The sequence below is a fragment of the Desulfofundulus sp. TPOSR genome (assembly GCF_011393055.1).
In the GTDB taxonomy this organism is placed as follows: Bacteria; Bacillota; Desulfotomaculia; order Desulfotomaculales; family Desulfovirgulaceae; genus Desulfofundulus; species Desulfofundulus kuznetsovii.
Genome location: NZ_JAAOEF010000001.1, coordinates 911,596 through 937,008, shown reverse-complemented (window position 1 = coordinate 937,008; position 25,413 = coordinate 911,596). Strand labels below are relative to the sequence as shown.

Genomic DNA, 25,413 nt, shown 5'->3' with positions numbered 1-25,413 from the left:
TTTGTTGGGCTTGCTGGTCCTGCCCGGGTTTTTATTGCTGGCTCTGCTGCTGCAGGTAACGGTGGTGGATTTGATCCGCATTAAGGGTGTGGTGCCCGATCTGATTTTTTTACTGGTAGTTTTTTATGCGTTCTGGAGAGGGCAGCGGGAAGGGGCCTTCTGGGGGTTTGTTGCCGGTTTGATGAAAGATTTTGTCACCGGCAACTATTTTGGCCTCAACGCCCTCTCTACTGCTGTAGCCGGTTATTTGGTGGGCTGGTCGGAAACCCGGTTGTACAAGGACAGCAGTCTGGTAGTAGCAGCCTTGACTTTTCTGGCCACCCTGATCAGTCAACTGGTTTATTATCTTCTGCTGGTATATTTGCAGATCAAAATTTCCCTGGGGCTGGCCCTGTTCGGGGTGATCCTTCCTTCAGCCGTGTACAATGCGCTGCTGGTGCCGTTATTTTACCGCAAGTTTTACCGCCTTTACCTCAGGGGATGGTTCAGAATGGGTCAGTTTTAATAGGGAAGGATGCGCCGTGGCAACAAACGGGGTAACAGCTAAAAGTCTGGAGAAAAAGCTACGGGTGCTGCTGGGCATGGTGATCGCCGCCTTTACCGTGCTTGTTATCCGCCTGGCCTATTTGCAGCTGGTGGAGGCGGACAAATATCAGATGATGGCCCAGCAGAACCACCTGCGCTTGATTCCCATCATTGCCCCCCGGGGGGAAATTCTCGACCGCAACGGCGTGCGCATCGTGGGCAACCAGCCGGTTTACACCATTTCCTTTGCCTATTTAGGCATCGAGGATACCGACCGGGTGATTGCCAGGCTGGCCCGTATTTTGGTGGGGGAAAAAACCTTCCAGGGCATGAGCGTGGCGGAGATCGAACAGGAAATCCATAAAAAACTCAACGAACAGAAGTTGCGTCTCTATGAACCGGTGCCCATAGCCGATAAGGTGTCCAGTGAAACGGTAAGCCGGATTGAGGAACAGCGGCTGGAGCTGCCGGGAGTGCTCATCGATGTGCGGCCGGTGAGGCACTATCCTTACGGGGACCTGCTGGTGCCCACCCTGGGTTACGTGGGCATCATGGATCAGAAGGAGCTTGAGGAGAATAAAGACAAGGGTTACAGGCTGGGGGACTCCTGGGGCAAGGACGGCCTGGAGAAATCCTTTGAGTCCTATCTGCGGGGCCAGCGGGGTGCCCGCCAGGTGGAGGTGGATGCCCAGGGGCGCCCGGTAAGGGATCTGGGCATAAAGGAGCCCGTACCGGGTAACAACCTGGTGCTAACCATTGATGCCCGGCTGCAGCGGGCGGTCCAGGATGCCCTGGCCCGGGGTATCGCCCGGGTGCAAAAAGAGGGTTACAGCCAGGCCAGGGCCGGGGCGGCGGTGGTGCTGGACGTCCGCACCGGGGAGATCCTGGCCCTGGCCAGCCACCCCACCTATGATCCCACCATTTTCACCCGGGACCTTTCCCGGCAGGAGTGGAATGCGGCCTGGGCCAAAATTGCCCGGGATCAATCGCTGCTCAACCGGGCCATAGCCCTGTATCCCCCGGGTTCTACCTTTAAAATGGTGGTGGCGGCAGCCGCGCTGGAACTGGGCAAAATAACTCCCCAGTTCGCCATTAGCGATACCGGGCGTTACAAATACAAAGTCGACTGGAAACCCGGCGGGCACGGGCGGGTGGATGTGGTACGGGCCCTTAAGGTATCCTGCGACACGTTTTTCTGGACCGTCGGGGCAATGCTCGGCCCCGAACCCATTGCCCGCTATGCCCGGGAATTCGGCCTGGGACAAAAGACGGGGCTGGAGCTGCCCGGGGAGCATGCCGGCCGCATTCCGGGACCGGAGCAAAAATACAACCTGTGGAAGCCCCTTCTGGACAGTGTACAAAAACAAATGGACGATATCCGCAAGGAGTATGAGAAGCGCCTGGCCAGTGCGGGTGAAGGGGAAAAGGCGGCCCTGGAGCGGGAAATGAACAGGCGTCTGGCCCCTTTGCAGGACAGGTACAACAAGATAGAGTGGGAATTGAAATGGCGGGAATACGATACCCTGGATATGGCCATTGGCCAGGGCAACAACTACTATACTCCTCTCCAGCTGGCCAACTACGTAGCGGCCATTGCCAACGGAGGCGTTCTTTACAAACCTTACCTGGTTAAAAAGGTTGTGGCTCCCGATGGCCAGACGGTGGCCCAGTTTTCACCCCAGGAAATCCGCCGGGTCAACGTCTCCGGCCGTACGCTGGAGATATTACGCCGGGGTATGCACGAAGTTACTTTACCGCCCGACGGCACCGCCGCAGGCGTGCTTGCGGGGACCGGGTACAGTTCCGCTGCCAAAACCGGAACTGCCGAGGTCCATGGCCACGACAACCACGCCCTTTTTGTGGCCTTTGCCCCCTATGAAAAACCGGAAGTGGCCCTGGCCGTAGTGGTGGAATATGGCGGCCACGGGAGTTCCGCCGCCGGTTCCGTGGCCCGGGAGATCCTGGATGCTTACTTTAATCTGAAAAACGCTCCTCCCACTGCGGGCCTGTCGGTGGAGCGGGCAACGGGAGCCCTTCGCGCCGCACCTGTACCTTCCCGGCGTCCTGCCGGTGGGTCCGGGTCCGGGAATGTCCAGCCCCGGCGCACCACGACACCACCCGATGCATCTCCCGGGGAACAGAGATATGGCGTTTCTCCCGGGCAGCCCGCAGGTGAGTCCCCACCTGGTGCCGGCAACGAGCAGAGTACCCCGCCCGATGTTCTGCCCCCGTCTGGAGGGGGTGGGGCCGCTCCGCCGTCAAATACAGGTAACCAGCCGTCAAACAACGGCAGTCCACCTCCTTCTCAGGACGTTCCGGGGATACCCGGGCATGAAAGTAATGAATAAACTATAATTATTAGCAGGATTTGGTTGCTACCTGTAGAATTTAAAGCACCACTGGGGGGAATGCACCTTGGGCAGGGAGCGGCCGTCTTACGCCGGGGAAATGGTAGATGATAACACGATTTTAATTCAGCGCACCTTGCGTTCCGGACAAAAGATCCATTACGACGGCAATATCGTCATTATTGGCGATGTTAACCCGGGGGCGGAGGTGGTGGCGACGGGCAACATCATTGTAATGGGGGCCGTACGGGGGGTTGTTCACGCCGGTGCCGGTGGAAACGAAAAGGCCATGGTGCTGGCCTTTCGCCTGGAGCCCACCCAGCTTCGCATTGCCGGTCACATTACGCGCCCCCCGGACGGGCAGAGCTTAAAACCCGAACAGCCTGAAGTGGCCCGGATAAAGAATGGTGTAGTGACGATCGAAATTTTTAATGGGGAACGCCACGGATGAAGATAGAAAACTGCTAAAGAGGAGGCTCTCATATGGGTGAGGTCATCGTAGTTACTTCCGGCAAGGGAGGAGTTGGTAAAACCACCACCACGGCCAACCTGGGTGCAGGCCTGGCCGCTCACGGGCACCGGGTGGTACTGGTGGATGCCGATATCGGGCTGCGCAACCTGGACGTGGTCCTGGGGCTGGAAAACCGCATTGTTTACGATATAACCGATGTTACCGGCGGGCATTGCCGCCTGCGGCAGGCTTTGATCAAGGACAAGCGCTTCGAGGGGCTGTTCCTTTTGCCCGCCGCCCAGACCAAAGATAAAACGGCGGTCAGTCCGGATCAGATGAAGGCCCTGTGTGAGGAACTCAAACAGGAATTCGACTATGTGATTATCGACTGTCCGGCAGGGATTGAGCAGGGCTTTCGCAATGCCATTGCCGGGGCGGACAAGGCCATCGTGGTGACTACCCCCGAGGTAGCTGCCGTACGGGATGCGGACCGGATCATCGGTCTTCTTGAGGCGGCCGAGCTGCGGGACCCCAAGTTGATTATCAACCGTATTCGCCCGCGCATGGTGCGCCACGGGGATATGATGAGCATAGAGGATATTATCGACATCCTGGCCATCGATCTTTTGGGAGTAGTGCCGGAAGACGAGGCGGTGGTGATCAGCACCAACCGGGGGGAACCCGTGGTCCAGGATGAGCGTTCCCGCTCGGGACAGGCTTACCGCAATATTGTCCGGCGGATTAAAGGTGAGCCGGTACCGATGATGAATCTGGACGAAGGCGGTTTTATGTCTCGCTTTTTACGGCGCATGATCGGTTTATCCTAATCTACTGGTAAGGGGGGGGGGTTGGCCTTGCTGGAGTTTTTAAATCGCGTTTTTGGGCGGGAAGCCGGTGGGAGCAAAAATGTGGCCAAGGAGAGGTTGCGCCTGGTACTGGTGCACGACCGGGCCAGTGTTTCGCCCCAGCTGTTGCAAACCTTAAAGACGGAGTTAATCAAAGTTATTGAAAAATACATGGATATTGACGAGGAGGCACTGGAGATCAACCTGGACAGCAATGAAACTCAGGTGGCCCTGGTGGCCAGCATTCCGGTAAAGGGTATGAAACGGGTAACGAGGCACCTGGCGTCGGGTATTTAAGGTGTAACCGCATAATCACCAGCCTGACCCTGTGGTAATTTGGTATTACCCCGGGGCTTTTTTTGTCTTTGGAGGTGGTATATAATTAAACCTGTAGTTTTAGGACTTCATCCAGAAGCGGTGATTTTACTTGGTTAGTAAGCGGTTTGTACGCAGCGTCGATCATATCCTCCTCCTGGCCGCCGGCATGGTGGTTCTCTTTAGTCTGGTGGCCATCGGCAGCGCCACCCTGGAATTTACCGACGAATCATTCAGCCGGTTGAAAAATCTTTTTTTTGCCGTAAAACTCCTGCACCTCGACTATACCTATGTCACAAGGCAACTGGCCTGGATTTTTGCCGGAATACTGGTCATGGCGGCCATCATGTATATACCCTACGAAGATCTTTGTAAACACGCCCGGGGGCTTTATATACTCAACTTGATCGTGCTCATTGCGGTGATCTTTTTGGGACGGGAAGCCCTGGGGGCCCAGCGCTGGATTTCTATCGGTCCCTTGAGCTTTCAGCCTTCCGAGTTTTCCAAGCTGATCATGATCATCACCTTTGCCAGTTTTCTGTCCGCCCGGGAAGGCCGCTTAAACCGCCTGCGGGATCTCCTGCCCTGTTTCGTGTACGTGGGGATACCCACTCTTTTGATTTTGAAGCAGCCGGATCTGGGTACTTCCCTGGTGTTTGTGGCCATCATGTTCGGCATGCTCTTCCTGGCCGGAGCCAGGCCGGGTTTGCTCCTGGCCCTGATCGGCGCCGGCCTGGCCCTGACGGTTGGCCTGTTTGTCCTGCATATGTACCTGCATAATGCCGACGTTAACCTGGAAAAACAGCTGCTGGACCTGGAACGGCAAAAAAAGGCGGCCGTTTCCGAAACGGCCAGGCAGGAGCTCCAAAGAAAATATCAACAGGTGGAGAGGGATTACCGGGAAGCCCACCGCCGGCATGAGTCCTTTCACCGGCACACCCTCAAAGAATACCAGGTGACCCGGCTGACCGTTTTTTTAGATCCCCAGAGCGATTTGCTGGGGGCGGGCTACCATGTGTGGCAATCGCTCATTGCTATTGGCTCCGGGGGGTTCCTGGGCAAGGGGTTGCTGGGCGGCACCCAGAGTCACCTCACCTTTCTGCCCATCCGCCATACCGACTTTATTTTCTCGGTTGTAGGTGAGGAGTTCGGGTTCCTGGGAGCGGTGGTGCTCCTGAGCCTGTACCTGGTCCTTTTATACCGGGGGTTGAAGATTGCTTCCCAGGCCAGGGACCTGCAGGGGACGCTGCTGGCCGGGGGAGTGGTTTGTATGTTTGCTTTTCATATTTTTGTCAATATTGGCATGACGGTCGGGATTATGCCGGTGACGGGTATCCCGCTGCCCCTTTTCAGTTACGGCGGCAGCAACATGATCATGAACCTGGCGGCGCTTGGGATTTTGCTGAACGTCTACATGAGGCGCAAGAAAATCCTGTTTTAGGATGCTGTCCCGATCGCCGTCCTGATACGCGGTAAATTTTGTGCTCCACCGCCGGGCGGACCAGAAGAATGTCGCGGCATAATTAAGACCGGGGCTTGTCATATTTGTCCCCCCTGTCCAATATATTTTTTCCAGCAGGGGGGATGAATCTTGCTTTGGAACAGGCGTAAAAGAAAATACCCTACCTCTGAATATCCACGTACCGAAGACTGGCCATACCGGTACTCCCCTTCCAGGGGGGGCCGGGGTAACAGCTGGTTCTGGCGGGGTATGGTGGCGATGATTATCTTTGCCATTCTGCTCCTGGCCCGGGAACTTCCCTATCCGGGAGGGGAACAGGTGCGGGAAGGCCTGCGCTACCTTTTGACCACCGAGTGGAACTATCAGCCCGTAGTACAAAAGGTGGTGCAACTGGCCCTGCAAATGGTTAACGTGGATCAGCCCTTCCCCGAAGATATACCCCCGGGCACCCGCCAGACCCTGGGTCCTGCCGGTGAAGATGGACGTTTCCAGATCCCCGTGTCGGGCAAGGTGGTACGGGGTTTCGGGTGGCTGCGGGATCCCCTGGACGATCTGGAACGTTTCCATGCAGGTATTGATATTGCAGCGCCAGTGGGTACGCCCGTGAAAGCGGCCCGGGAAGGCCGGGTGGCCAGGGTGGGAGAGGATCCTTCCCTGGGCCGGTTTGTGCTCCTGGATCACGGGGAGGGGGATTATACTTTATACGCCGGGTTGACCGGAATCGCCGTGACCTCCGGGCAGCAGGTGGCCGCGGGGCAAAAACTGGCTGAAGTGGGGGATAAGGGGGATGTGGCCGGCGGCGGTTTGCATTTTGAAGTGCGGGAAAAGGGAAGGTTGATCGATCCCCTGATGAAGTTGCAGTTTTGAGGTGGTTTCCATGCGCCTGGGGCGAGTCATGGGGGTGGATTTATACCTGAATACCTTTTTCCTGGCCCTTTTGGGCCTCTTCTTTGTGGCCGGCATCCTGGGCAAGGGGCTGGTGGCTTTTGCCGTAGTGCTACTTCATGAGCTTGCCCATGTGGCCTGCGCCCGGTATCTGGGCGTGCCGGTAACCGAAGTGGAACTGTTGCCCTTCGGCGGGGTCACCCGCATGGGCAGCGAACTGGTCCTGGATCCCGTCAAAGAAGTTTATGTGGCCGCGGCCGGACCGTTATGCAATGTAATTATGGTCCTTCTGGGCCTGGCCATGAAGAACTACGGTTTATGGCATGACGAACTGGGGCCTTTTTTTCTCCAGTGCAACTTGCTCATTGCCGCCTTCAATCTCCTGCCCGCCCTGCCCCTTGACGGCGGCCGGGTTTACCGCGCCAGCCTGGCCGGCCGGATGAGCATAAAGGAGGCCACCTACCGGGCGGCCACCCTGGGGCAGGTCTTTGCCGTGGCCGTGGTCCTGCTGGGATCCCTCGGGTTGTTCCTTGGTTTTACGGGTTTAGATATTTTGTTTACGGGGCTGTTTTTGTTTTTTGCCGCCACCCGGGAGCGGGGCATGGCCCCCTACCTGTTCATGGGTCAACTGGCCGGTAAAAAGGGGGAAATCCTGAGGGCCGGGGTGCTTCCCGTGCAATCGCTGATTGCCCTGGAAGACGTCCCCCTGGGCAAGATTGTCAAACCCTTTCTACCCCAGAAGTTTCACCTGGTGCTGGTTCTTGACCGTCAGTGGCAGTATAAAGGGTTTCTTACCGAAGCCCAGATTATCGATGGTTTGTTGAGCCACGGGGTGGACCTGCCCGTGGGCCGCCTGCCTTTGCACCCGCTTTAGTGTTTACAACTTTTGGTTAAACAGGTAAAATAATTTTAAGGTGTGCCTTCCCGGGCAATAATACAAGTAGGAGGATCTTATGTTCGAACTGGAACAGGTACTGCACCGGGTGCAAAAACCGGCCCGCTACGTGGGCGGGGAATGGAATGCCATATACAAGGACTGGGACAAAACTGCCGTAAAGGTGGCCTTTGCCTTTCCCGATGTATACGAGGTGGGCATGTCCCACCTGGGCCTGCAAATCCTTTATCATGTGGTGAACAGCCGGGAGGACGCGCTCATGGAGCGCACCTTCGCCCCCTGGGTGGATATGGAGCGGGAGATGCGCCGCCGGGGCATACCCCTCTTTACCCTGGAGTCCCACCGGCCCGTAAGGGATTTTGATATCCTGGCCTTTACCCTGCAATATGAAATGACTTTTACCAATATCTTGAATATGCTGGACCTTGCAGGTATTCCTTTGCGCAGCCACCGGCGGGGTCCGGAACATCCCCTGGTGATTGCGGGGGGGCCATGTGCCTTTAACCCTGAACCCCTGGCCGGTTTTATTGACCTGTTTGTAATCGGCGAGGGGGAAGAAGTTTTTCATGAACTGCTGGACCTGTACCTGGAGCTGGGCGGGCACCGGGCCGACCGCCGGCATTTTTTGCGCCGGGCGGCGGGAATTGCCGGTATTTATGTTCCTTCCCTGTACCGGGTGGAATATCATGCGGATGGAACAATTTCCGCCATTGAGCCCGCTGCCGACGGCGTGCCGCCAAAGGTGATCAAACGGGTCATCCGCAATTTCGACCGGGCTCCCTTTCCCGTGAAACCGCTGGTTCCTTACCTGGGTGTGGTTCATGACCGGGGTATGCTGGAGGTGCAGAGAGGGTGTACCCGGGGTTGTCGCTTTTGCCAGGCCGGGGTAATTTACCGGCCCGTACGGGAAAAAAGCCCGGCCACCCTGTTGCAACAGGCCAGTGAAATTGTCAAACACACGGGGTATGACGAGATCTCCCTGGTATCCCTGAGTACGGCCGACTACTCCCGGGTTCAGGAAGTGGTGCGCTCTTTGCTTGATCAATTGGGGGATATGGGGGTAAGCGTATCCCTGCCCTCACTGCGGGTGGATGCCTTTTCCGTAACCCTGGCCCGGGAAGTACAGCGGGTACGCCGGGCCAGCCTGACTTTTGCCCCCGAGGCCGGTACCCAGCGTCTGCGGGATGTGATCAATAAGGGCGTGACAGAAGAAGACCTCATGGAGGCGATTTCGGCCGCCTTTGCCGCCGGCTGGCAGGCCATCAAGCTTTACTTCATGATCGGCTTGCCTGCGGAAACCGGAGAAGACCTGCGGGGCATCGCCGAACTGGCCCGGCGGGTGCTGGCCCGGGGAAGGGAACTGGGTGTACCCAGGAACAGGCTCCGGGTTACGGTCAGTGCCTCTTCCTTTGTGCCCAAGTCCCATACGCCCTTCCAGTGGGAGCCCCAGGTGGAAATGGAGGAGCTGTACCGCCGGCAAGCGCTTTTGCGGGGACTGTTGAAGGAAAAGGGCCTGGTCTTCCACTGGCATGAGGTGGAAACCAGCTTCCTGGAGGCAGTTCTGGCCCGGGGAGACCGGCGCCTGGACCGGGTGCTGGAAGAGGCCTGGCGGTTGGGCAGCCGGTTTGACGGTTGGTCCGAGTGCTTTGACTTTAACAGGTGGCAGGAAGCATTTCGTGCCGCCGGTTTGGACCCTGCCTGGTATGCCTACCGGCGTTATGAATACGACGACCTTTTGCCCTGGGATCACATTGATGCCGGTGTGAGCAGGAAGTACCTGGTCCTGGAACACAAGAGGGCCATGGAGGGGAAGGCTACGCCCGACTGCCGCACCGGCAGGTGCCCGGGCTGCGGGCTCTGCCCCACCCTGGAAATCGAACCGGAAGTGCTGGACCGGGCAGAGGGTGTATCCGGATAATGTCTCATGTAAATATAATACAGGAGGTACCCATTTTGCCCCGTTACCGGATTGAGTTTCGCAAAGAAGGCCCGGCCCGTTTCATCTCCCACCTGGACCTGGTGCGCACCCTTGAGCGGGCCATGCGCCGGGCCGGGCTGCCCCTGGCCTTCTCCCAGGGGTTCAACCCCCACCCCCGCTTCAGCCTGGGGGCGCCTTTACCAGTGGGGGTGAAGGGGGAAAAAGAGTATTTAGACCTGGAACTGTTGGCCGCGCTCCCGGTGGATGAAATGCTTAAGCGCTTAAACGATCAGCTTCCCCAGGGACTTAAGGTGACCCGGGTATGGCGCATTCCCGATGACGCGCCGGCACTGATGGCCACTCTTGAAAAAGCCACCTACCGGGTGGACGTATCCCTGGCACGGGAAATTACGCAGGAGGACCTGCAAAGAAGCATTGACGGGCTGCTCGAGGCCCCGGAAATCATTATTAGCCGCCGGTCCGGGGGAAACAAGGAAAAGGTCCTGGATATCCGCCCGGGCATTTATGCCCTGTCCGGCCGGCTGGAAGGTGGCCGCGTCAGGCTGGAGATGTGCCTTGCCGTGGGCAGCCGTGGAGCCGTGCGTCCGGAAGAAGTGGTCCAGGTGCTGGCCAGATTCGGGCTTCCGGTTAAGGATGAGCAGCTCGAGGTGACCCGGACGGGTCTATATCCGGCGGAACCGGAAATATCCTATGGAGGTTAATTTTGAAAGAAGGTTTTAGTTTTGTTTAAGGAAATTGTCATTAATGCGGGAGAAGAGGAAACCCGGGTAGCGGTGCTGGAAGACCGGGTGCTGGTGGAAATGTATATTGAACGTTCATTCCAGCAGCGCCTGGTGGGTAATATTTTCCGCGGCCGGGTGGAAAATGTTCTGCCCGGTATGCAGGCGGCCTTTGTAGACATTGGTTTGGATAAGAACGCCTTTTTATATGTGGAGGACGCCCTGCCGCCCCGTGGAGGCAACGGTTTCCATCATCACGGACTGGGGACCAGCATTACCGATATACTAAAAAAGGGCCAGGATGTGATTGTCCAGATTGTTAAGGAACCAATTGGCACCAAAGGGCCGCGGGTGACCACCCACGTTACCCTGCCCGGGCGTTATGTGGTTCTAATGCCCACCATGGATTACATCGGTATTTCCCGGCGCATTGAACAGGAGCGGGAAAGGGAAAGATTAAAAGAGCTGGCCGCCCGCTTCAAACCTGAAGGCATGGGGTTAATCGTGCGTACGGTGGCCGAAGGGGTTGGAGAGGAAGACATTGCCCAGGACGTGCATATGCTTACCCGGCTCTGGCACAAGATCCTCCACCGAGCCGGCCAGGGACCGGTGCCCAACCTGATCCACCGGGACCTGGAGCTGATCCAGCGCATCCTGCGGGACGTTTTTACCGAGGATGTGGACCGCCTGACGGTGGATTCCCGTTCCGAGTATGAAAAAATCATGGAGCTTTTGGACATCACTTCTCCGAAGCTGAAATACAAGGTGTTTTTGGAAGAAAAGGAAAATATCTTCCAGGACTACGGCATTGAACAGGAAATAGAACGGGCGCTTAAGCGTAAAGTCTGGCTCAAGTGCGGCGGTTACCTGGTTATCGATCAGGCCGAGGCCTTAACCGTGATAGATGTAAACACGGGCAAGTATGTAGGCAGCACCAACCTGGAGGACACGGTGCTGAAAACCAACCTGGATGCGGCAGTGGAAATAGCCCGCCAGCTGCGCCTGCGCAATATAGGCGGGATCATCATTATCGACTTCATCGACATGCAGCAGGAAGGCCACCGGCGGCAGGTTCTAAAAGTCCTGGAAGAAGAGATCAAAAAGGACAAGACCAGGACCAACATCCTGGGCATCACCCAGTTAGGGCTGGTGGAAATGACCCGCAAGAAGGTCCGCCCCAGCCTGTCCGAGGTGTTGCAGCGTCCCTGCCCTTACTGTGAGGGGCGGGGTAAGGTGCTCTCAGAGGAAACGGTGGGCATTCATTTCAAGAACCGCATCATTGAACTGGCCCGGCGTACCAGCGCGGACACCATTCTGGTGGAGGCCCACCCCCTGGTGGCTGCCCGGCTAATTGGCAGCGGGGGCGTTAACCTGCGGGAATTGGAGCAGAAAACGGGTAAAAACCTGTACATCCGCGGTTCCCAGGGGCAGCATATCGAATCGGTAAGCATCCGGCCGCTCTACAATAAAGAAGAAGTTATTGCCCACACTTTGCCGGTCAAGCCCGGCCAGGTGCTGGAGGTGAAGGTGGAAGAACCCCATATCTCCAACACCAACGACGGGATTGCCCGCATTGACGGCTTTATCCTGGACATTGAAGGAGCCGGTTCCCTGGTGGGCGAAACGGTGCCCGTAGAGGTAAGTAAAGTTTACCGCACCTACGCCCGGGCCCGGCTGGTGAAGTAATTCTCGTGTTGCTTGACAAAACTACCGGTTGTGTTAAAATGTTATACCGTAGGCAGTTTTCGCGCTGCCGCAACCGCACGAAAGGGGTTTGCCAAAGGGCACCAGGCCCTACCTGCTTTCGGCGAGACCTGAGAAGGGGGAGGTTTTATCCTTGTACGCCATAATTGCCACAGGCGGCAAGCAGTACCGCGTGCGTGAAGGGGACACCCTGCTGGTGGAAAAACTGGCGGTGGAGCCCGGTGAAGTGGTGGAAATCGATCAGGTGCTGGCCGTGGAAAAGGACGGGGAGCTCCGCGTGGGCAGCCCGGTGGTGGAGGGAGCAAAGGTAATTTTAAAAGCCGTGCGCCACGGCCGGGGTCCCAAGATTATCGTCTTTAAGTATAAGCCCAAGAAAAACTACCGCCGTAAAAAAGGACACAGGCAGCCTTTTACCGAGGTTATCGTTGAAAAAATCGAAGCCTGAAGGAGCCGTGCTTTGGGCCGGCCTTAGCAGGAGGTGAATTTTATGGCGCATAAAAAAGGTGTAGGCAGTTCACGCAACGGCCGGGATTCCAATCCCAAGTTTCTCGGCGTAAAGCGTCAGGACGGTCAGTTTGTCACCGCCGGAAGCATTCTGGTAAGGCAGCGGGGAACCCGCATTCACCCGGGGCGTAATGTAGGTAAAGGTGGCGACGATACCCTGTTTGCCCTGGTAGACGGTGTGGTTTCCTTCCATCGCAAAGGGCGCAATAAAAAGCAGGTTAGCGTGATTCCGGTGGCGGCATTGCAAGCTTAGGAGAATTGATACGGGCCAGCTCTGAGGCTGGCCTTCATTTTTTCGCTAGACTTTTTTAAACCGGCAGGGATTCCCTTTTTCTGTATAGAAAAAGTTAACCTGTCGAGTATAATGCTGGAGGAAGGTTTTCATGGAGCTACAGTCCCTGCTGGAATTTATTCGCCTGCAAAGGCACGATTTTCTCAACCATTTACAGGTAATCTCCGGGTTTATTCAAATGAATAAGGGGGAAAAGGCGCGGGAATATCTCCTGGAAGTGGCCCGGGAACTGGAGCGCCTGGCGAAAATCATCCATTTGCAGGTGCCCGAGGCCACCGCGGTATTTCTGGCGGCTCTCGCTCAAGGTACCAATTTACAGGTTGAAGTAGACTACGACATTCAATGCAATCTGGGCGATTGTTCCGTTCCCGGGGCACAGGTGGGTACAGCCCTGGAAACAGCTTTTTCCCTTGCTTTGTCCATCCTGTCATCGCCCGGGGTTGCCAACCCCCGCCTGGAGATCAGCCTGCAGGAGTCAAAAGGGTGTTACACCTGCCGTCTGGTTTTTCCGGCGGTGGCCCCCTTAGAAGCGCTAAAAGAGAAAATATGCGCCATAGATAGGATTCTCGCCGGTCATGGTGGCCGGGCAGAAGCGGTTGCGGTTCAGCAGAACGGCGAAAGTTTCTATGAAATTTTACTTGTTTTTCCCCGCCGGGAGTCCTGAACCATTTTAATGGGGTACATAATAAGCAAAGGTGAAAGAGCATGTTTTTTGATACCGCAAAAATTTATGTCAGGGGAGGAGACGGCGGAAACGGGTGCGTGGCCTTTCGCCGGGAAAAATACGTCCCCGAAGGCGGGCCGGCGGGGGGTGACGGCGGCCGGGGGGGGAACGTGATCCTGAAAGTGGATCCGGGCCTGCGCACCCTGGTGGATTTCCGCTACCAGCGTCATTACAAGGCCGGGCGGGGTCAGCACGGCATGGGTAAGAACATGCACGGCAGGCAGGGGGAGGACCTGATCCTCAGGGTCCCCCCGGGTACGCTGGTGCGGGATGCCGCTACCGGGGAAGAGATTGCCGACCTGGTATACCCGGGGCAGGAAGTGGTGGTGGCCCGGGGAGGACGGGGAGGACGGGGTAATGCCCGTTTTGTCAGTGCGGTGAACAGGGCTCCCCGTATGGCCGAAAAAGGCGAGCCGGGAGAGGAACGCTGGTTGGAGCTTGAACTCAAACTGCTGGCCGATGTGGGTCTGGTGGGCTTTCCCAACGCCGGCAAGTCCACCCTGATTGCCCGTGTTTCGGCTGCCCGCCCCAAAATCGCCAGTTATCCCTTCACCACCCTGGTGCCCAATCTGGGCGTGGTGCGGGTGGACGAGGGGCGCAGTTTTGTCATGGCCGACATACCCGGCCTCATTGAAGGGGCCCACGCCGGTGCCGGGTTGGGCCACCAGTTTCTGCGCCACACGGAACGCACGCGCCTTTTAGTGCACGTCCTGGATATTGCCGGGAGCGAGGGGCGGGACCCCCTGCAGGATTTTGAAATCATCAACCGGGAGCTGGCCCTCTATGACCCGGCCCTGGCGACGCGTCCCATGGTGGTAGCCGCAAATAAAATGGATTTGCCCGGGGCCAAGGAAAATCTGGGCCGTTTGGGCATAGCCCTGGGTGATAGGTACGAAATTTTCCCCATCAGTGCCTTGAACGGGGAAGGGATAGCTCCCTTGATCTACCGCCTGGCCGAGCTGCTGGACCAGCTCCCGGCCCCCGAGCCATTGGCTGAGCAAAAGGTGCGCGTAACCAGGGTGGAGGGACCCCGGTTTACCGTATCCCGCCAGGATGGAGTGTTTTTAGTGGAAGGGCGGGAGATCGAGCGCCACGTGGCCATGACCGACCTGGAGAACGAAGAGGCGGTGGAAAGGCTGCAGCGGATCATTTCCCGGATGGGGCTGGAGGACGCCTTGAGGGAAGCTGGTATCCGGGAAGGGGACACGGTGCGCATCGGGAAATTTGAGTTTACTTATATGGAGTGAAGTAAGGCCTTCCCCACTTTTAAGGGAAAGGCCTTTTAAAAAGGTGTGAACCTCCCCCGGGACAGGCCCTCTAAAAAGGTATAAAAATCAGGTTGATGGGCAGGTAGGACGCTGCCGGGGGCATAAAACGCAGGGTCTTTTGCTGCCCGGCTTCGATGATGCCCACCAGGGCTCCCTGGCCGGGTGGGTTCAGCACGCCCCGGTTGGGCAGGTAGAAGGGCTGGCCGTCCCAGGTGGCCGCGCCGGCAAAGGGCCCGCCCCGGGGCGAGAAAAACACGCCCATGCGGTGCTTCGACTCAATGGTTATTTCGTAAGATACGCCGTAATTGCCCTTGTTGTACCCCAGCAGGTTGGTGGCCCCGTCCCTGCCGTAAAGGAAGGAATCACCCCCGCCGTCGGCAATAATCAGCCGGGCCGGTTTGTTTTCATACAGGTGTACCGACAGGAACCGGTTGGCCCGGGGAAAAGTGCCCCGGATGTGCTTGCCGTCCGGTGGAAGCGTGGACAGATTACTGTATGCGGTTATGGGATCCCCGTTTTCCATGGCCACCACGGAAAAGAGTACTTCCCGGTCGGTATGCAGGTCAAGGATGCCGTGTACGCACAGTCCCGGGGCAATGGGCTTTTTTTCTTCATTTAAAATTCGCGTTTCCCCCGGTTTAATGTATATGGTCCGGGCCTGTTCCGTTCCTGCTGCCAGGTAGCGGTAGGTGGCCGCCCGGCCTGCAGCCATGGGGTCCCCGGGGCCGGCAAAGGCCTGTTTTTTGATGGTAACCGTGGCCGTGTCCAGGCCCTGGTTGGTGGCCAGGAGATAAACGTGCTGGTTGACGGTGCTACCGTTGATGTGGTGGTAATAAAGCCGGGCCGTTCCCCACAGGGTATCGGCATAAAGGATGCCTTCCCGGGTAAATACCTCCGGGCTGTTGCTGACCATCAACATTTCCCGGCTCATGGTGGTGGCGGGATCTACCGCGGGCAGTTTCAGCACTTCAACCGCCGATAAGTCCAGGAGTTCTCCCGGGATGGGGTGGTGCAGGTTGTAGGTTATCTCGTCCATGACCACTTCTTCGGTGACGGTAATGGTTTTGCTGGCTGTTTCGCTCCACGCGCCGCGGCTGTCCTTCACCTGCAGGGTAACGGTATATTCCCCTGGTTTGAAAAAGGCCCGCTGTTTGCCCGTCCATTTCACTTCCACCAGCCCGTCCCCATCGGGGTCATAACTCTCATCCCGGTAGATGACTGTCTCCCCCTGGGCCACGGTGGTCTTTTCAATCTCGAAGCGGGCCACCGGGGGCCGGTTTGGCGGGGGCGGTGGCGGGGGCTGGGCCACCCTGATTTCCCGGGTGGAAGCATCATAGGAAACCTGATATTTTAAGGTTTCGGCCACGAAACGCAGGGGTACCAGGTTGGTGCCGCCGCTGATTGTGGGTGCGCAGTGCAGTTGCCGGATTTGACCTTCAACCACTGCCTCTTTGCTTTCCGGTTTAAGTTGTATCTGGCCCTCCTGTCCTTTAATAGTTATCTCCCGGGACCGGCTGTTCCAGTGTACTTCCATGCCCAGCGTTTCCACCAGAAAGCGCAAAGGCACAAGCGTAACGCCGTCTTTAATTACCGGTGCCGCCGGGAGAGGGTAAACCGTTCCGTCAACCACCGCCTGGTTGGAGGACAGCTTCAAAATAATTGTGCTGGCCGATGCATACGCCGGGGTTTGTAAGGGAAAGGCAAACAGGCAGAGGACCGGTAGACCCATCAGGATCTTCTGGAAAATTGCTTTCATGGGATAGCACCTCTAACTAAAAAGCTGCTAATCTAAAGCTTATAAGCATGAAAAAATCATGCGATTGGCCGGTAGTTATGCGCACCCATGCCGGTGCTGACCACCTCCTTCCTGCACTTTTTAAACCATGGCCTATTATATAGACGTTTCCAGGCGGATTTTGGTTTCATTAAGCCATAAATTTTCCCTTATTGCCAACCCAGCACTCACTTAAAAAGCTATACCGCAAAGACCAGCGTTCGCTAATTGTTACAGCGGGTTCTGGAAAGAGCATCATTTTTCAGTGTGCTGGGCTGTCGGGGCGGCTGCCGTCCGGCAGCCACGCAATAGTATCTTTTGGCACCGGTTCATGGTTTATGGTATACTGTTGCCGGTGGTGATTTTCATGGCCGGGGAGAGGGATTTCCGCCATATCAAACGGGTTGTGGTCAAGGTGGGTTCCAGTTCCATTATCTATCCCACCGGGCGGCCCAACCTTTCCCAGATGGAACAGCTGGCGCGTCAGCTGGCGGATTTACATAACCAGGGCAAAGAAGTGCTCCTGGTCACTTCGGGAGCCATTGGGGTGGGACAGCACCGGTTGGGCTACACCCGCCGTCCCAGGACCATTCCGGAAAAGCAGGCCGCCGCAGCGGTGGGCCAGGGTATGCTTATGCATATGTACGATAAGTTCTTTGGCGAATACGGTGTTGCCGTGGGCCAAATCCTCCTGACCCGGGAGGATTTCAGCGACCGCAAGCGCTTTTTAAACGCCCGCAACACCATGTATACCCTTTTGCGCCAGGGCGTGGTGCCCGTGATTAATGAAAACGATACGGTGGCGGTGGAGGAAATAAAGCTGGGGGATAACGATAACCTGGCGGCCCTGGTGGCCACCCTGGTGGATGCCGAGTTGCTGATTCTTTTATCGGATATAGACGGCCTTTACGATGCCGATCCCCGCAAAAACAGCGGGGCCAGGCTAATTGCGGAAGTGCACGAAATCACGCCGGAACTGGAAGCACTTTCCGGAGGGGCGGGGACGCCGGTGGGTACCGGCGGCATTGTTACCAAACTCCAGGCGGCGCGCATTGCCATGCACTCGGGGATCGTTACCGTGCTGGCCAGTTCTTCCGAAAAGGATGTGGTCAGGCGGGTGGTGGCCGGCGAACCCCTGGGCACGGTATTCTGGCCCTGCAGCCGGCTGGAGAAAAAAAAGTGCTGGATTGCCTATAGCTCCGCCGTGCACGGCCGCATCTACGTGGATGAAGGAGCGGCGCGGGCGCTGCTGGAAAACGGCAAGAGCCTTTTGCCTTCGGGGATCATCCGGGTGGAAGGATCCTTTGAGATGGGCAACACCGTGAGCATCTGCGATCCTGCAGGTAAAGAAATTGCCCGGGGTATAGTGAACTACTCCTCCGCCGAAGTGGAACGCATCAAGGGTATACAGACCAGGGAAATTGCCAGGGTATTGGGGCATAAGGACTACGACGAGGTGGTCCACCGCAACAACCTGGTGCTGGATATTTAAACATGCCGTGCCGGCAATTAATAGGGGGGTAGGAAAGATGATGGAACAAATTGAGCAAGAGGTAAGGGAAAAAGCACAGAGGGCCAGGGAGGCAGCCCGGCATCTGGCCTACCTTTCTACGGAGGTAAAGAACCGGGCCCTTTTGGCCATGGCCGAAAGCCTGCTTAACAACCAGGAGCGCATTCTGGCGGCCAACGAAATTGACGTGCAGGCCGGGCGGGAGAAGGGTTTATCCCGGGCCCTAATCGACCGCCTGCTGCTTACCCCCGGGCGCATCGAGGATATGGCTGAAGGGTTGAGGGCTGTGGCTTCCCTGCCTGATCCGGTGGGGGAAGTGGAGTCCATGTGGCTGCGGCCCAACGGCCTGCAGGTGGGGCGGATGCGGGTTCCCCTGGGGGTAGTGGGGATGATTTACGAGGCCCGGCCCAATGTCACTGTGGATGCCGCGGGCTTGTGTTTGAAGGCGGGCAACGCCGTGGTGCTGCGGGGGGGTTCCGAGGCCATCAATTCCAACCGCGCTATTGTGGCTGTCATTGCCGCAGCCGCCGAGGGCGCAGGCACCCCCGCCGGTGCCATCCAGCTCATTGAGAATACCGACCGGGCGGCAGTGAATGTCATGCTCAAGTTAAACGGCCTTCTGGATGTACTCATTCCCCGGGGCGGGGCGGGATTAATCCGGGCGGTGGTCGAGAATGCCACCGTACCGGTGATTGAAACGGGTGTGGGCAACTGCCACGTTTATGTGGACGATGGTGCCGACCTGGAAATGGCCCGTTCCATCGTGATCAACGCCAAATGCCAGCGTCCCGGAGTGTGCAATGCCATGGAAACGCTTCTGGTGCACCAGCAGGTGGCCCGGGAATTGCTGCCGGGACTTCTGGAGGATCTAAGGGCGGCCGGGGTAGAGGTGCGGGGATGCGAGAAGACCCGTGAGCTGGTGCCCTGGGTAGTGCCGGCCACAGAGGAGGATTGGGCCACGGAGTACCTGGACCTGATCCTGGCCGTGAAGGTGGTGGAATCCATGGAGGAGGCCATGGAGCATATCTACCGCTACGGCACCAGGCATTCCGAGGCCATCGTCACCCGGGATTATGCCCGGGCCAGGCGGTTTTTGCGGGAGGTGGATGCGGCAGCAGTATACGTGAACGCCTCCACCCGCTTTACCGACGGTTACCAGTACGGTTTGGGTGCCGAGATCGGCATTTCCACCCAGAAGCTCCATGCCCGGGGACCCATGGGGTTGAAGGAACTGACCACTTACAAGTATATTGTTTTCGGCGAGGGTCAAATCCGGAGTTGATGCCTTATTGTGGGTTTAAAAGCAAAGGACAGGCTTTGGGTAAAAGGCCTGTCCTTTTTTCGCAATTACTTTGCGTTTAAGCCCTGGCCTGCAGGGCTGCTATTACCTCTTCGGAGGTGATAAATCGGGCGAATTCATCGCAGGCCCGGGACTGGAACCTGGTGCGGTTGCGGATGATTTTGAACTCCCTGGTTATGTTTATGTCCTTCAGCCGAACCGGTTTAATGGTGCCCAGGGCCAGTTCCTTGCGGATGGTCAACTTGGAAAGGAAGGAGATGCCCAGCCCCGCTTCCACGGCCTGCTTAATAGCCTGGGTGCTGCCCATGACAATTATCCTGGCCGGCGTAACCTCCAGCTGGCGCAGGGCGTTTTCCGCAGCCACACGGGTGCCGGAGCCTTCCTCCCGCAGGATGAAGGTGCAGGATTCCAGGTCCTCCCCCGTAGCCTGGGATTTGCCGGCCAGTGGATGTCCCGGGGAGACGATGAGCACCATTTCATCGGTGAGAAAAGGTTCCACCTGCAGGTGGGCATGCTCTACCGGCCCCTCCACCAGGCCGATGTCAATGCTTCCTTCCAGGGTTTGTTCAAAGACCATGGCCGTGTTGCCGGTGGTCATGGCCAGCTCAACATCGGGGTACTTCTGGGCAAAGGCGCCCAGCAGCCGGGGCAGCACGTACTCCCCGATGGTCATGCTGGCTCCCACCGCAATCTTGCCCGTAACCAGTTCGATGAGATCGGTTACCGCCCGTTCGGCCTCCTGGTGCAGGTTTAAGATTTTTTTGGCGTAGGAGTAAAGGATGGCGCCGGCCTGGGTCAGTTCCACCTTTTTGTTTGAACGGTCAAAGAGCCGTGCCCGGTAGTGTTCTTCCAGGGCGTGGATGTGCTGGCTGATGGCCGGCTGGGTGAGGTTGAGTACCTCGGCGGCCCGGGAAAAATTTTTCTTTTCCGCTACAGTTACAAAAACCCGCAATTGGTGATCGAGCACTATCTTTTCTACCCTCCAGTTGCGTTTACTGGTGTGCAACCTTTCGGCTGGCATTTTCAAACGCGGCAAATGTTGGGTTAACTCCGTTGAAAAATGTGAATTATTATTATACTTAATAACACTTTCTAATTCTATACGCACCCGCAAATCGTGTCAACAGGGGGTTGCTTTTTGTCACCGGGGCCATTAAAATGATGCTGAGGTTTTGGCTTATGGCGCAGACATGGAAAAGATTAGGCATTATGGGCGGCACCTTCGACCCCATCCACTACGGGCATCTAGTTGCCGCCGAGGGAGCCCGGCATGCCTTTCAACTGGACAAGGTTATTTTTATTCCTGCCGGCCGTCCCCCCCATAAAACGAAGCGGAAAATTACCGACCCCCACCACCGGTGGATTATGACCGAACTGGCCGTGGCCAGCAACCCCTACTTTGATACATCCACCATTGAAGTGGACCGGCCGGGGTACTCCTACACTATTGATACGGTGCGGGAGGTCCGGAATCTTTATCCAGGGGCGGAAATTTTTTTTATTACCGGTGCGGATGCGGTACTGGAAATATTGAACTGGAAAAACGTAAATGAACTGCTGGAAATGTGCTGGTTCGTTGCCGCCACCCGTCCCGGCTACCCCCTGGGAAATTTAAAGCGCCGGCTGGCGGGGATAGATCCGGAGCACGTGAAACGCATTATCCCCATGGAAGTGCCGGCCCTGGCCATTTCTTCCACGGAAATCAGGGCCCGCGTGCAGGAAGGGCGCCCCATCAAGTATCTCCTGCCCGAGCCGGTGGAGGCGTACATATTGAACCGGGGGCTGTATAAGTGAATGGCCCGCGGAGGGGCAGCACCTGTCCGGAGTAAAGCCGGGATGCAGGTGCAGCCCGCCGTGGGGCTTTTGCTTAAATGTGCTAAGTTGATTTGCCAACCTTCATCAGCCCGTCACGGATTCAGGTTGTGTTATTGAATCTTCATAAAAATCATTAATAATTTTCCAGGATGAGCCAACTTTTCTTAATGTAATTTCATGAAGCGTGCTTTCTGTTGTTTCAAATGGGAGATTTTTATATTGGTAAATACATGTATCAAAAACACGGACTTTCGCGTTGTTTCCAGATATTTTTATTTCCTCAAAATTTGGTTTGAGGCTGAATTTCTCTATGGGAAGATCTCTTAATTTTCTCCACTCTACTAATATGCGACGTACATCTTTCTCAAATTGTGCACTCTTGGCTGAAACCGGGTCTTCTCTAAGAAAGAAGTTGTCAATTGAAACCTCAGTTAATGTTGAAAGTGATTCGTACTTGGAAGCAAAATACTTAGTTATTGTTGACTTGATTGCAGCCTCATCAGCAACATTAGCCTGGCCTAAAGTGTTATTACCAAGCATTGCTAGTATTACTACTGCTGGCATTACTAATGCCAATACAATGATAAATTTTAATTTTTTCACCTTATTCCCTCCCAGTGTATTTGTTTATGAGATGAAAAAAACCGGCACGAACATAATTTTAAGCTTTACCTGCTGGCTCTGTAACAGCTCGCGGGCCAGGAGCCCCCTGAGATTACTGAAGAGTCCCCCGAACTGTATGCGAACTTATCCTCCAGTGATTTGCGGATCTGCTTATAGATTGTGGATGACACCTTCTTCCTCAAGAAAGTATTATTACTCCTGATTACAGAAAGCTAAGCAATTAAAAATTTAATCACATTCCAACCTCATTTTTCTAAATTACTTAAACACTTTTTCAAGCTTTTAAAACTGTGAAATTACTATTTTTTATAGCCTCTTCTTTGCTAATATTTCCTTCCAGTTGATAAACTATCTCCAGCTTTATCCACCTAATTTTAAAAAAAGCAGCTTGAAATAAGGATTTATAAAACATTTCGCAAAGAAATCTCAGAGCTTGAGGATCCTTATTTCTTAATTTTTGCAGGAGCGTTTCCTTCTCCAAATGAAAACCCTCCCTGAAACTTTTTGGAGAACAGGGGGGCCTGTTTCTTCTTGCAGCATTCTGGCCCGCTTAGCCTCCCTGAAGCCTTAAACCGTGGCCTTGCATCCTAGTCCTTTATCTAGATTTAATCCTTTTATTTCCAGGCAAACATTCTACAGAATATATAAAAATTCCTTCTGTCTAAAAATGTTTTAGGGAAGGTGGTTCTAAAAAATATAATATTTCATTTTTAGAAATAAGGGATCCAAAAGTTCTTTTGATCCGTCTTTATAGTGAACTTGAGTCCTGTCAACAGTTGACATATTCCCTGTACAATGATATACTTGCCTCATGAAACATGATCTGGAAGTCTATTTACCAATGAGGAAAGCCTGCGAAATTCTGGGCGTTGTACCCATAACTCTGCGCCGGTGGGAGAAAGCAGGTAAAATTAAGGCCATCCGCACTCCTTCCGGTCAAAGGCGCTACGCCCGAAGCGAGATCCTTCGCCTTTTGGGAGAAAATCAGCCCGAGGGTGTTCGGGCCGTAATCTATGCCCGGGTGTCTTCGGCAAAGCAGGCCGGCGAAGGAAATCTGGAACGCCAAAAGCAGCGTTTAGAAAGATATGCCCAGGAAAAGGGTTACGAGATAAAAGCAGTCATTGCCGAACAGGGTTCAGGACTGAACGAAAAAAGAAAAGGCCTCGATCGGATTTTTAAAATGGCTCGCGAAGGGAAAATCGACCTGGTAGTAATCGAATTCAAAGACAGGCTGGCCCGGTTCGGCTACAATTACATCGAAAAATACCTCAACGCTTTCGGTGTCCGGATAGAAATCGTCAATGGGGCAGAACCGGAATCCCTTCAGGAAGAGCTTGTTGCTGACATGTTAGCTGTTCTTTCCAGTTTCAGTGCCAGGCTGTACGGCCACCGGAGTAAAGAGTTCCGAAAAAAAGTAAGGGAGGCCATGAAAGATATTGAAGCCGCCGAAAAAGCCGAACAACATGTTCACTATAAAAGGCATATTAACCGTGGACGAGCGCCTGGCAGCAACCCTGATTAATTTCATGCGCGTCTTTCAGGCGGCCAGGCGCACCGCCTACCAGGCCATCCGTCGGGGAGTGAAGAGAGAAGAAATTATTTCCTCCCTCCAGAGTAAATTCATCCGCAACGCCCGCTGGTGCCAGTGGGCCTATGCCGAAGCGGAAGACACCATCCGCTCTCAGAAAGAACTCATCGACATGTACATTCACGACCTGGAGGCGAAAATCAAAAAAGCAGAAGAGAAACTGGAACGGGCAAAAAACTCTGTCCACCGCAAGGGGATTTTAAGCAGAATCGAAAAACTGCAGAACAGGCTTTCTTACTGGCAATCACATAAAGAAAAAGGTACCGTTCCCCCTGCTGTTTTCGGCGGTAAGAAAAACTTCATCGCTTTAACGAAGGGTAAGCTTTCCAGAGAAGAGTGGAAAGAACTGCGGAGCAATTCCTTTACCAGCGTTGGCCAGGCCAACCAGAAGGGGTTAAAAGGACAGCTGGGCAACGCCAACACGGAAATCTTCTTCGACGGAGAAAATTTCTTCCTGAACGTTTATCTGCCCCCGGAAGACGAAGATATAAAACTGGGCCGGGGCATTCCCCGTCGGAAGGAAGACTGGATCACGCTGCCGCTGTCCATACCTGCTCCTTACGTCAAGTACCTGGCTGAACATTTAGCCACCGGCCGGCCCTACACGGTACAGGTCATTCGCAAAAAGAACCGGTTTTTCTGCCACATTTCCTTTTCCCTGGAAGATGCCAAAGAAGTTGACCGGAGTTTAAAAATGGCCGGGATAGACCTGAATCCGCAGGTCATTTCGGTAACCATTGTCCATCCCAACGGCAACTATCTGGCTTCGCGCAATTTTCCCTGCCCGGACCTGCCCTATGTGAGCCACGAAAAGAGGTTACACATCATCGGCAGCCTCTGCAGAGAAATTGCCTGGTGGTTAAAGAAACAGAGCGTCACCCAGGTTGCGTTAGAGGAGCTGTTTTTCAATCAGGACCACGACACCAACCGCTTCTTCAACCGTATGAGCCACAACTTTTCGCATAAAGCCATGTTCACCAACCTGGTCATCCGTTTAAGAAAAGAAGGGATTGCAGTTTTTACGGTAAATCCGAAGTTTACTTCCCTCATCGGGTTTGCCAAGTATAAAGATACCTACGGCCTGGCTGTCCACCAGGCCGCTGCTCTGGTCATCGCCAGGCGGGCGCTGGGCTACAAAGAAAAGCTGCCTAAAGAAATCAAAAGGCTGCTGGCGCCGAAGGAAGGACAGCCGCACCTTTCCACCTGGGGCAAGCTTTTCGGCACAGTCAAGGCCGTCCGCCAAAAAGCCAGGAAAAACGGCGACTATAAAAAGAGCTGGACAATCGAAAATTACCTGACTTACGCAATAAAAGTTGCATAAACTTTCAAGCCTGCCGTTCCTGCCTTATGCCCGGCTTTCCTGGGAAGCTGGCACCCGTGATAGAAAAGGACAGAGTATGTGCATAGATGGAGCAGCGTTCGCGGTTTAATTATCGTTCAAGGGGAGAGCGGGGGCGGCAGGTAGGCGGGGTAACTCCCCCCTCCGGTATGTGCCCAAAGGGCAACTCCTTGCGCAAGCAGGAAGTTTGTTCTGCGGGACGGAAAAACGCTGGAGTGCCTCCTTAAAGCCACAAGCCTGCCAGGCGCATACCTGCTTTACAGGTATGTGGGGCTTCCCCTTCCGGGGTTTAAGGTCGGGCCAGACGGTGACGGAGGTAGCCGTCGGTGGCAATGCCATCTGCACAATGAGTACCTTGGTGCAAAGTTATATGTTAGTTAACTAATGTATAACTCTGTATAGGGAAAATTGACCTCTTTGCATTAAACAAATCACGGCTGGTGCTTTACTTTATATAAATTGCCGATGAATAAGACTCCGCGGGCTTGCTGGGTTCGGTTACCCCGTCATTGGTCAGGCTGTGCTCGCCTCTTACTCGATAATAATAGGCATAAAGGGGAAAAGGGACAATCGACTCCCTTTTCCCC

General features: G+C 55.4%; 24 protein-coding genes. 20 read left to right on the top strand and 4 right to left on the bottom strand.

Features of this window, described 5'->3' with window-relative positions:
* The first annotated feature begins 1 nt into the window (after position 1).
* From mreD to obgE, 15 genes are all read left to right on the top strand, one after another.
* Entirely contained in the window at positions 2 to 505 is a 504-nt protein-coding gene (gene mreD, locus G7K71_RS04695; protein ID WP_207712644.1) for a rod shape-determining protein MreD, read from the top strand.
* A 16-nt stretch (positions 506 to 521) separates the two neighbouring features.
* Positions 522 to 2,873 carry a penicillin-binding protein 2 gene (mrdA, locus tag G7K71_RS04690; RefSeq protein WP_166343862.1) on the top strand — a complete coding sequence of 784 codons (2,352 nt, stop codon included), beginning with the start codon at positions 522 to 524 and terminating at the stop codon, positions 2,871 to 2,873.
* Positions 2,874 to 2,973: 100 nt separating this feature from the next.
* Positions 2,974 to 3,324, top strand: coding sequence for a septum site-determining protein MinC (minC, locus tag G7K71_RS04685; protein ID WP_243174698.1), 351 nt, complete (start codon positions 2,974 to 2,976; stop codon positions 3,322 to 3,324).
* A gap of 32 nt (positions 3,325 to 3,356) precedes the next feature.
* Positions 3,357 to 4,151, top strand: coding sequence for a septum site-determining protein MinD (gene minD, locus G7K71_RS04680; RefSeq protein ID WP_013821556.1), 795 nt, complete (start codon positions 3,357 to 3,359; stop codon positions 4,149 to 4,151).
* A 27-nt stretch (positions 4,152 to 4,178) separates the two neighbouring features.
* Positions 4,179 to 4,466, top strand: coding sequence for a cell division topological specificity factor MinE (minE, locus tag G7K71_RS04675; RefSeq protein WP_013821557.1), 288 nt, complete (start codon positions 4,179 to 4,181; stop codon positions 4,464 to 4,466).
* 130 nt (positions 4,467 to 4,596) lie between these two features.
* Positions 4,597 to 5,925 (top strand): rod shape-determining protein RodA, encoded by a 1,329-nt coding sequence (rodA, locus tag G7K71_RS04670; protein WP_166343858.1) that lies wholly within the window; start codon positions 4,597 to 4,599, stop codon positions 5,923 to 5,925.
* A 150-nt stretch (positions 5,926 to 6,075) separates the two neighbouring features.
* Entirely contained in the window at positions 6,076 to 6,813 is a 738-nt protein-coding gene (locus G7K71_RS04665) for a M23 family metallopeptidase (RefSeq protein ID WP_013821559.1), read from the top strand.
* A gap of 10 nt (positions 6,814 to 6,823) precedes the next feature.
* Positions 6,824 to 7,705, top strand: a complete 882-nt coding sequence (locus G7K71_RS04660) for a M50 family metallopeptidase (RefSeq protein ID WP_166343856.1) — start codon at positions 6,824 to 6,826, stop codon at positions 7,703 to 7,705.
* Between the two features lie 79 nt (positions 7,706 to 7,784).
* Positions 7,785 to 9,644: a TIGR03960 family B12-binding radical SAM protein gene (locus tag G7K71_RS04655; protein ID WP_166343854.1), complete on the top strand. Its 1,860-nt coding sequence runs from the start codon at positions 7,785 to 7,787 to the stop codon at positions 9,642 to 9,644.
* A gap of 35 nt (positions 9,645 to 9,679) precedes the next feature.
* Positions 9,680 to 10,366 carry a TIGR03936 family radical SAM-associated protein gene (locus G7K71_RS04650; RefSeq protein ID WP_166343852.1) on the top strand — a complete coding sequence of 229 codons (687 nt, stop codon included), beginning with the start codon at positions 9,680 to 9,682 and terminating at the stop codon, positions 10,364 to 10,366.
* Between the two features lie 21 nt (positions 10,367 to 10,387).
* Positions 10,388 to 12,070 carry an Rne/Rng family ribonuclease gene (locus tag G7K71_RS04645; protein WP_166343850.1) on the top strand — a complete coding sequence of 561 codons (1,683 nt, stop codon included), beginning with the start codon at positions 10,388 to 10,390 and terminating at the stop codon, positions 12,068 to 12,070.
* A gap of 151 nt (positions 12,071 to 12,221) precedes the next feature.
* Positions 12,222 to 12,533 carry a 50S ribosomal protein L21 gene (gene rplU, locus G7K71_RS04640; RefSeq protein ID WP_013821564.1) on the top strand — a complete coding sequence of 104 codons (312 nt, stop codon included), beginning with the start codon at positions 12,222 to 12,224 and terminating at the stop codon, positions 12,531 to 12,533.
* A gap of 42 nt (positions 12,534 to 12,575) precedes the next feature.
* A complete protein-coding gene (gene rpmA, locus G7K71_RS04635) occupies positions 12,576 to 12,845 on the top strand; it encodes a 50S ribosomal protein L27 (RefSeq protein WP_013821565.1) in 270 nt (89 codons plus the stop codon).
* A 130-nt stretch (positions 12,846 to 12,975) separates the two neighbouring features.
* Positions 12,976 to 13,548, top strand: coding sequence for a Spo0B domain-containing protein (locus G7K71_RS04630; RefSeq protein WP_166343848.1), 573 nt, complete (start codon positions 12,976 to 12,978; stop codon positions 13,546 to 13,548).
* 41 nt (positions 13,549 to 13,589) lie between these two features.
* Entirely contained in the window at positions 13,590 to 14,855 is a 1,266-nt protein-coding gene (gene obgE, locus G7K71_RS04625) for a GTPase ObgE (RefSeq protein WP_166343846.1), read from the top strand.
* Between the two features lie 70 nt (positions 14,856 to 14,925).
* On the opposite strand, the gene G7K71_RS04620 is transcribed toward obgE, so the two are convergent.
* A complete protein-coding gene (locus tag G7K71_RS04620) occupies positions 14,926 to 16,632 on the bottom strand; it encodes a stalk domain-containing protein (protein ID WP_166343844.1) in 1,707 nt (568 codons plus the stop codon).
* Between the two features lie 385 nt (positions 16,633 to 17,017).
* Here G7K71_RS04620 and proB point away from each other — a divergent pair, with 385 nt between their 5' ends.
* Positions 17,018 to 18,142, top strand: a complete 1,125-nt coding sequence (proB, locus tag G7K71_RS04615) for a glutamate 5-kinase (RefSeq protein ID WP_166343842.1) — start codon at positions 17,018 to 17,020, stop codon at positions 18,140 to 18,142.
* Between the two features lie 16 nt (positions 18,143 to 18,158).
* A complete protein-coding gene (locus G7K71_RS04610; protein WP_313884926.1) occupies positions 18,159 to 19,442 on the top strand; it encodes a glutamate-5-semialdehyde dehydrogenase in 1,284 nt (427 codons plus the stop codon).
* Positions 19,443 to 19,518: 76 nt separating this feature from the next.
* Here the strand turns inward: G7K71_RS04610 and G7K71_RS04605 are convergent, their stop codons facing one another.
* Positions 19,519 to 20,427, bottom strand: a complete 909-nt coding sequence (locus G7K71_RS04605; RefSeq protein WP_041283111.1) for a selenium metabolism-associated LysR family transcriptional regulator — start codon at positions 20,425 to 20,427, stop codon at positions 19,519 to 19,521.
* A gap of 212 nt (positions 20,428 to 20,639) precedes the next feature.
* On the opposite strand from G7K71_RS04605, the gene nadD reads away from it, so the two are divergent.
* On the top strand, positions 20,640 to 21,254 hold the full coding sequence (nadD, locus tag G7K71_RS04600) for a nicotinate-nucleotide adenylyltransferase (protein ID WP_166343838.1): 615 nt from the start codon (positions 20,640 to 20,642) through the stop codon (positions 21,252 to 21,254).
* Between the two features lie 105 nt (positions 21,255 to 21,359).
* On the opposite strand, the gene G7K71_RS04595 is transcribed toward nadD, so the two are convergent.
* Positions 21,360 to 21,878: a hypothetical protein gene (locus G7K71_RS04595; protein WP_166343836.1), complete on the bottom strand. Its 519-nt coding sequence runs from the start codon at positions 21,876 to 21,878 to the stop codon at positions 21,360 to 21,362.
* 295 nt (positions 21,879 to 22,173) lie between these two features.
* Entirely contained in the window at positions 22,174 to 22,380 is a 207-nt protein-coding gene (locus G7K71_RS04590) for a hypothetical protein (RefSeq protein ID WP_166343834.1), read from the bottom strand.
* A 360-nt stretch (positions 22,381 to 22,740) separates the two neighbouring features.
* Here G7K71_RS04590 and G7K71_RS04585 point away from each other — a divergent pair, with 360 nt between their 5' ends.
* A complete protein-coding gene (locus G7K71_RS04585; RefSeq protein WP_243174560.1) occupies positions 22,741 to 23,421 on the top strand; it encodes an IS607 family transposase in 681 nt (226 codons plus the stop codon).
* Positions 23,336 to 24,808 carry a transposase gene (locus G7K71_RS04580; protein ID WP_166343832.1) on the top strand — a complete coding sequence of 491 codons (1,473 nt, stop codon included), beginning with the start codon at positions 23,336 to 23,338 and terminating at the stop codon, positions 24,806 to 24,808. The genes G7K71_RS04585 and G7K71_RS04580 overlap by 86 nt, the downstream gene beginning before the upstream one ends.
* Positions 24,809 to 25,413 lie beyond the last annotated feature (605 nt).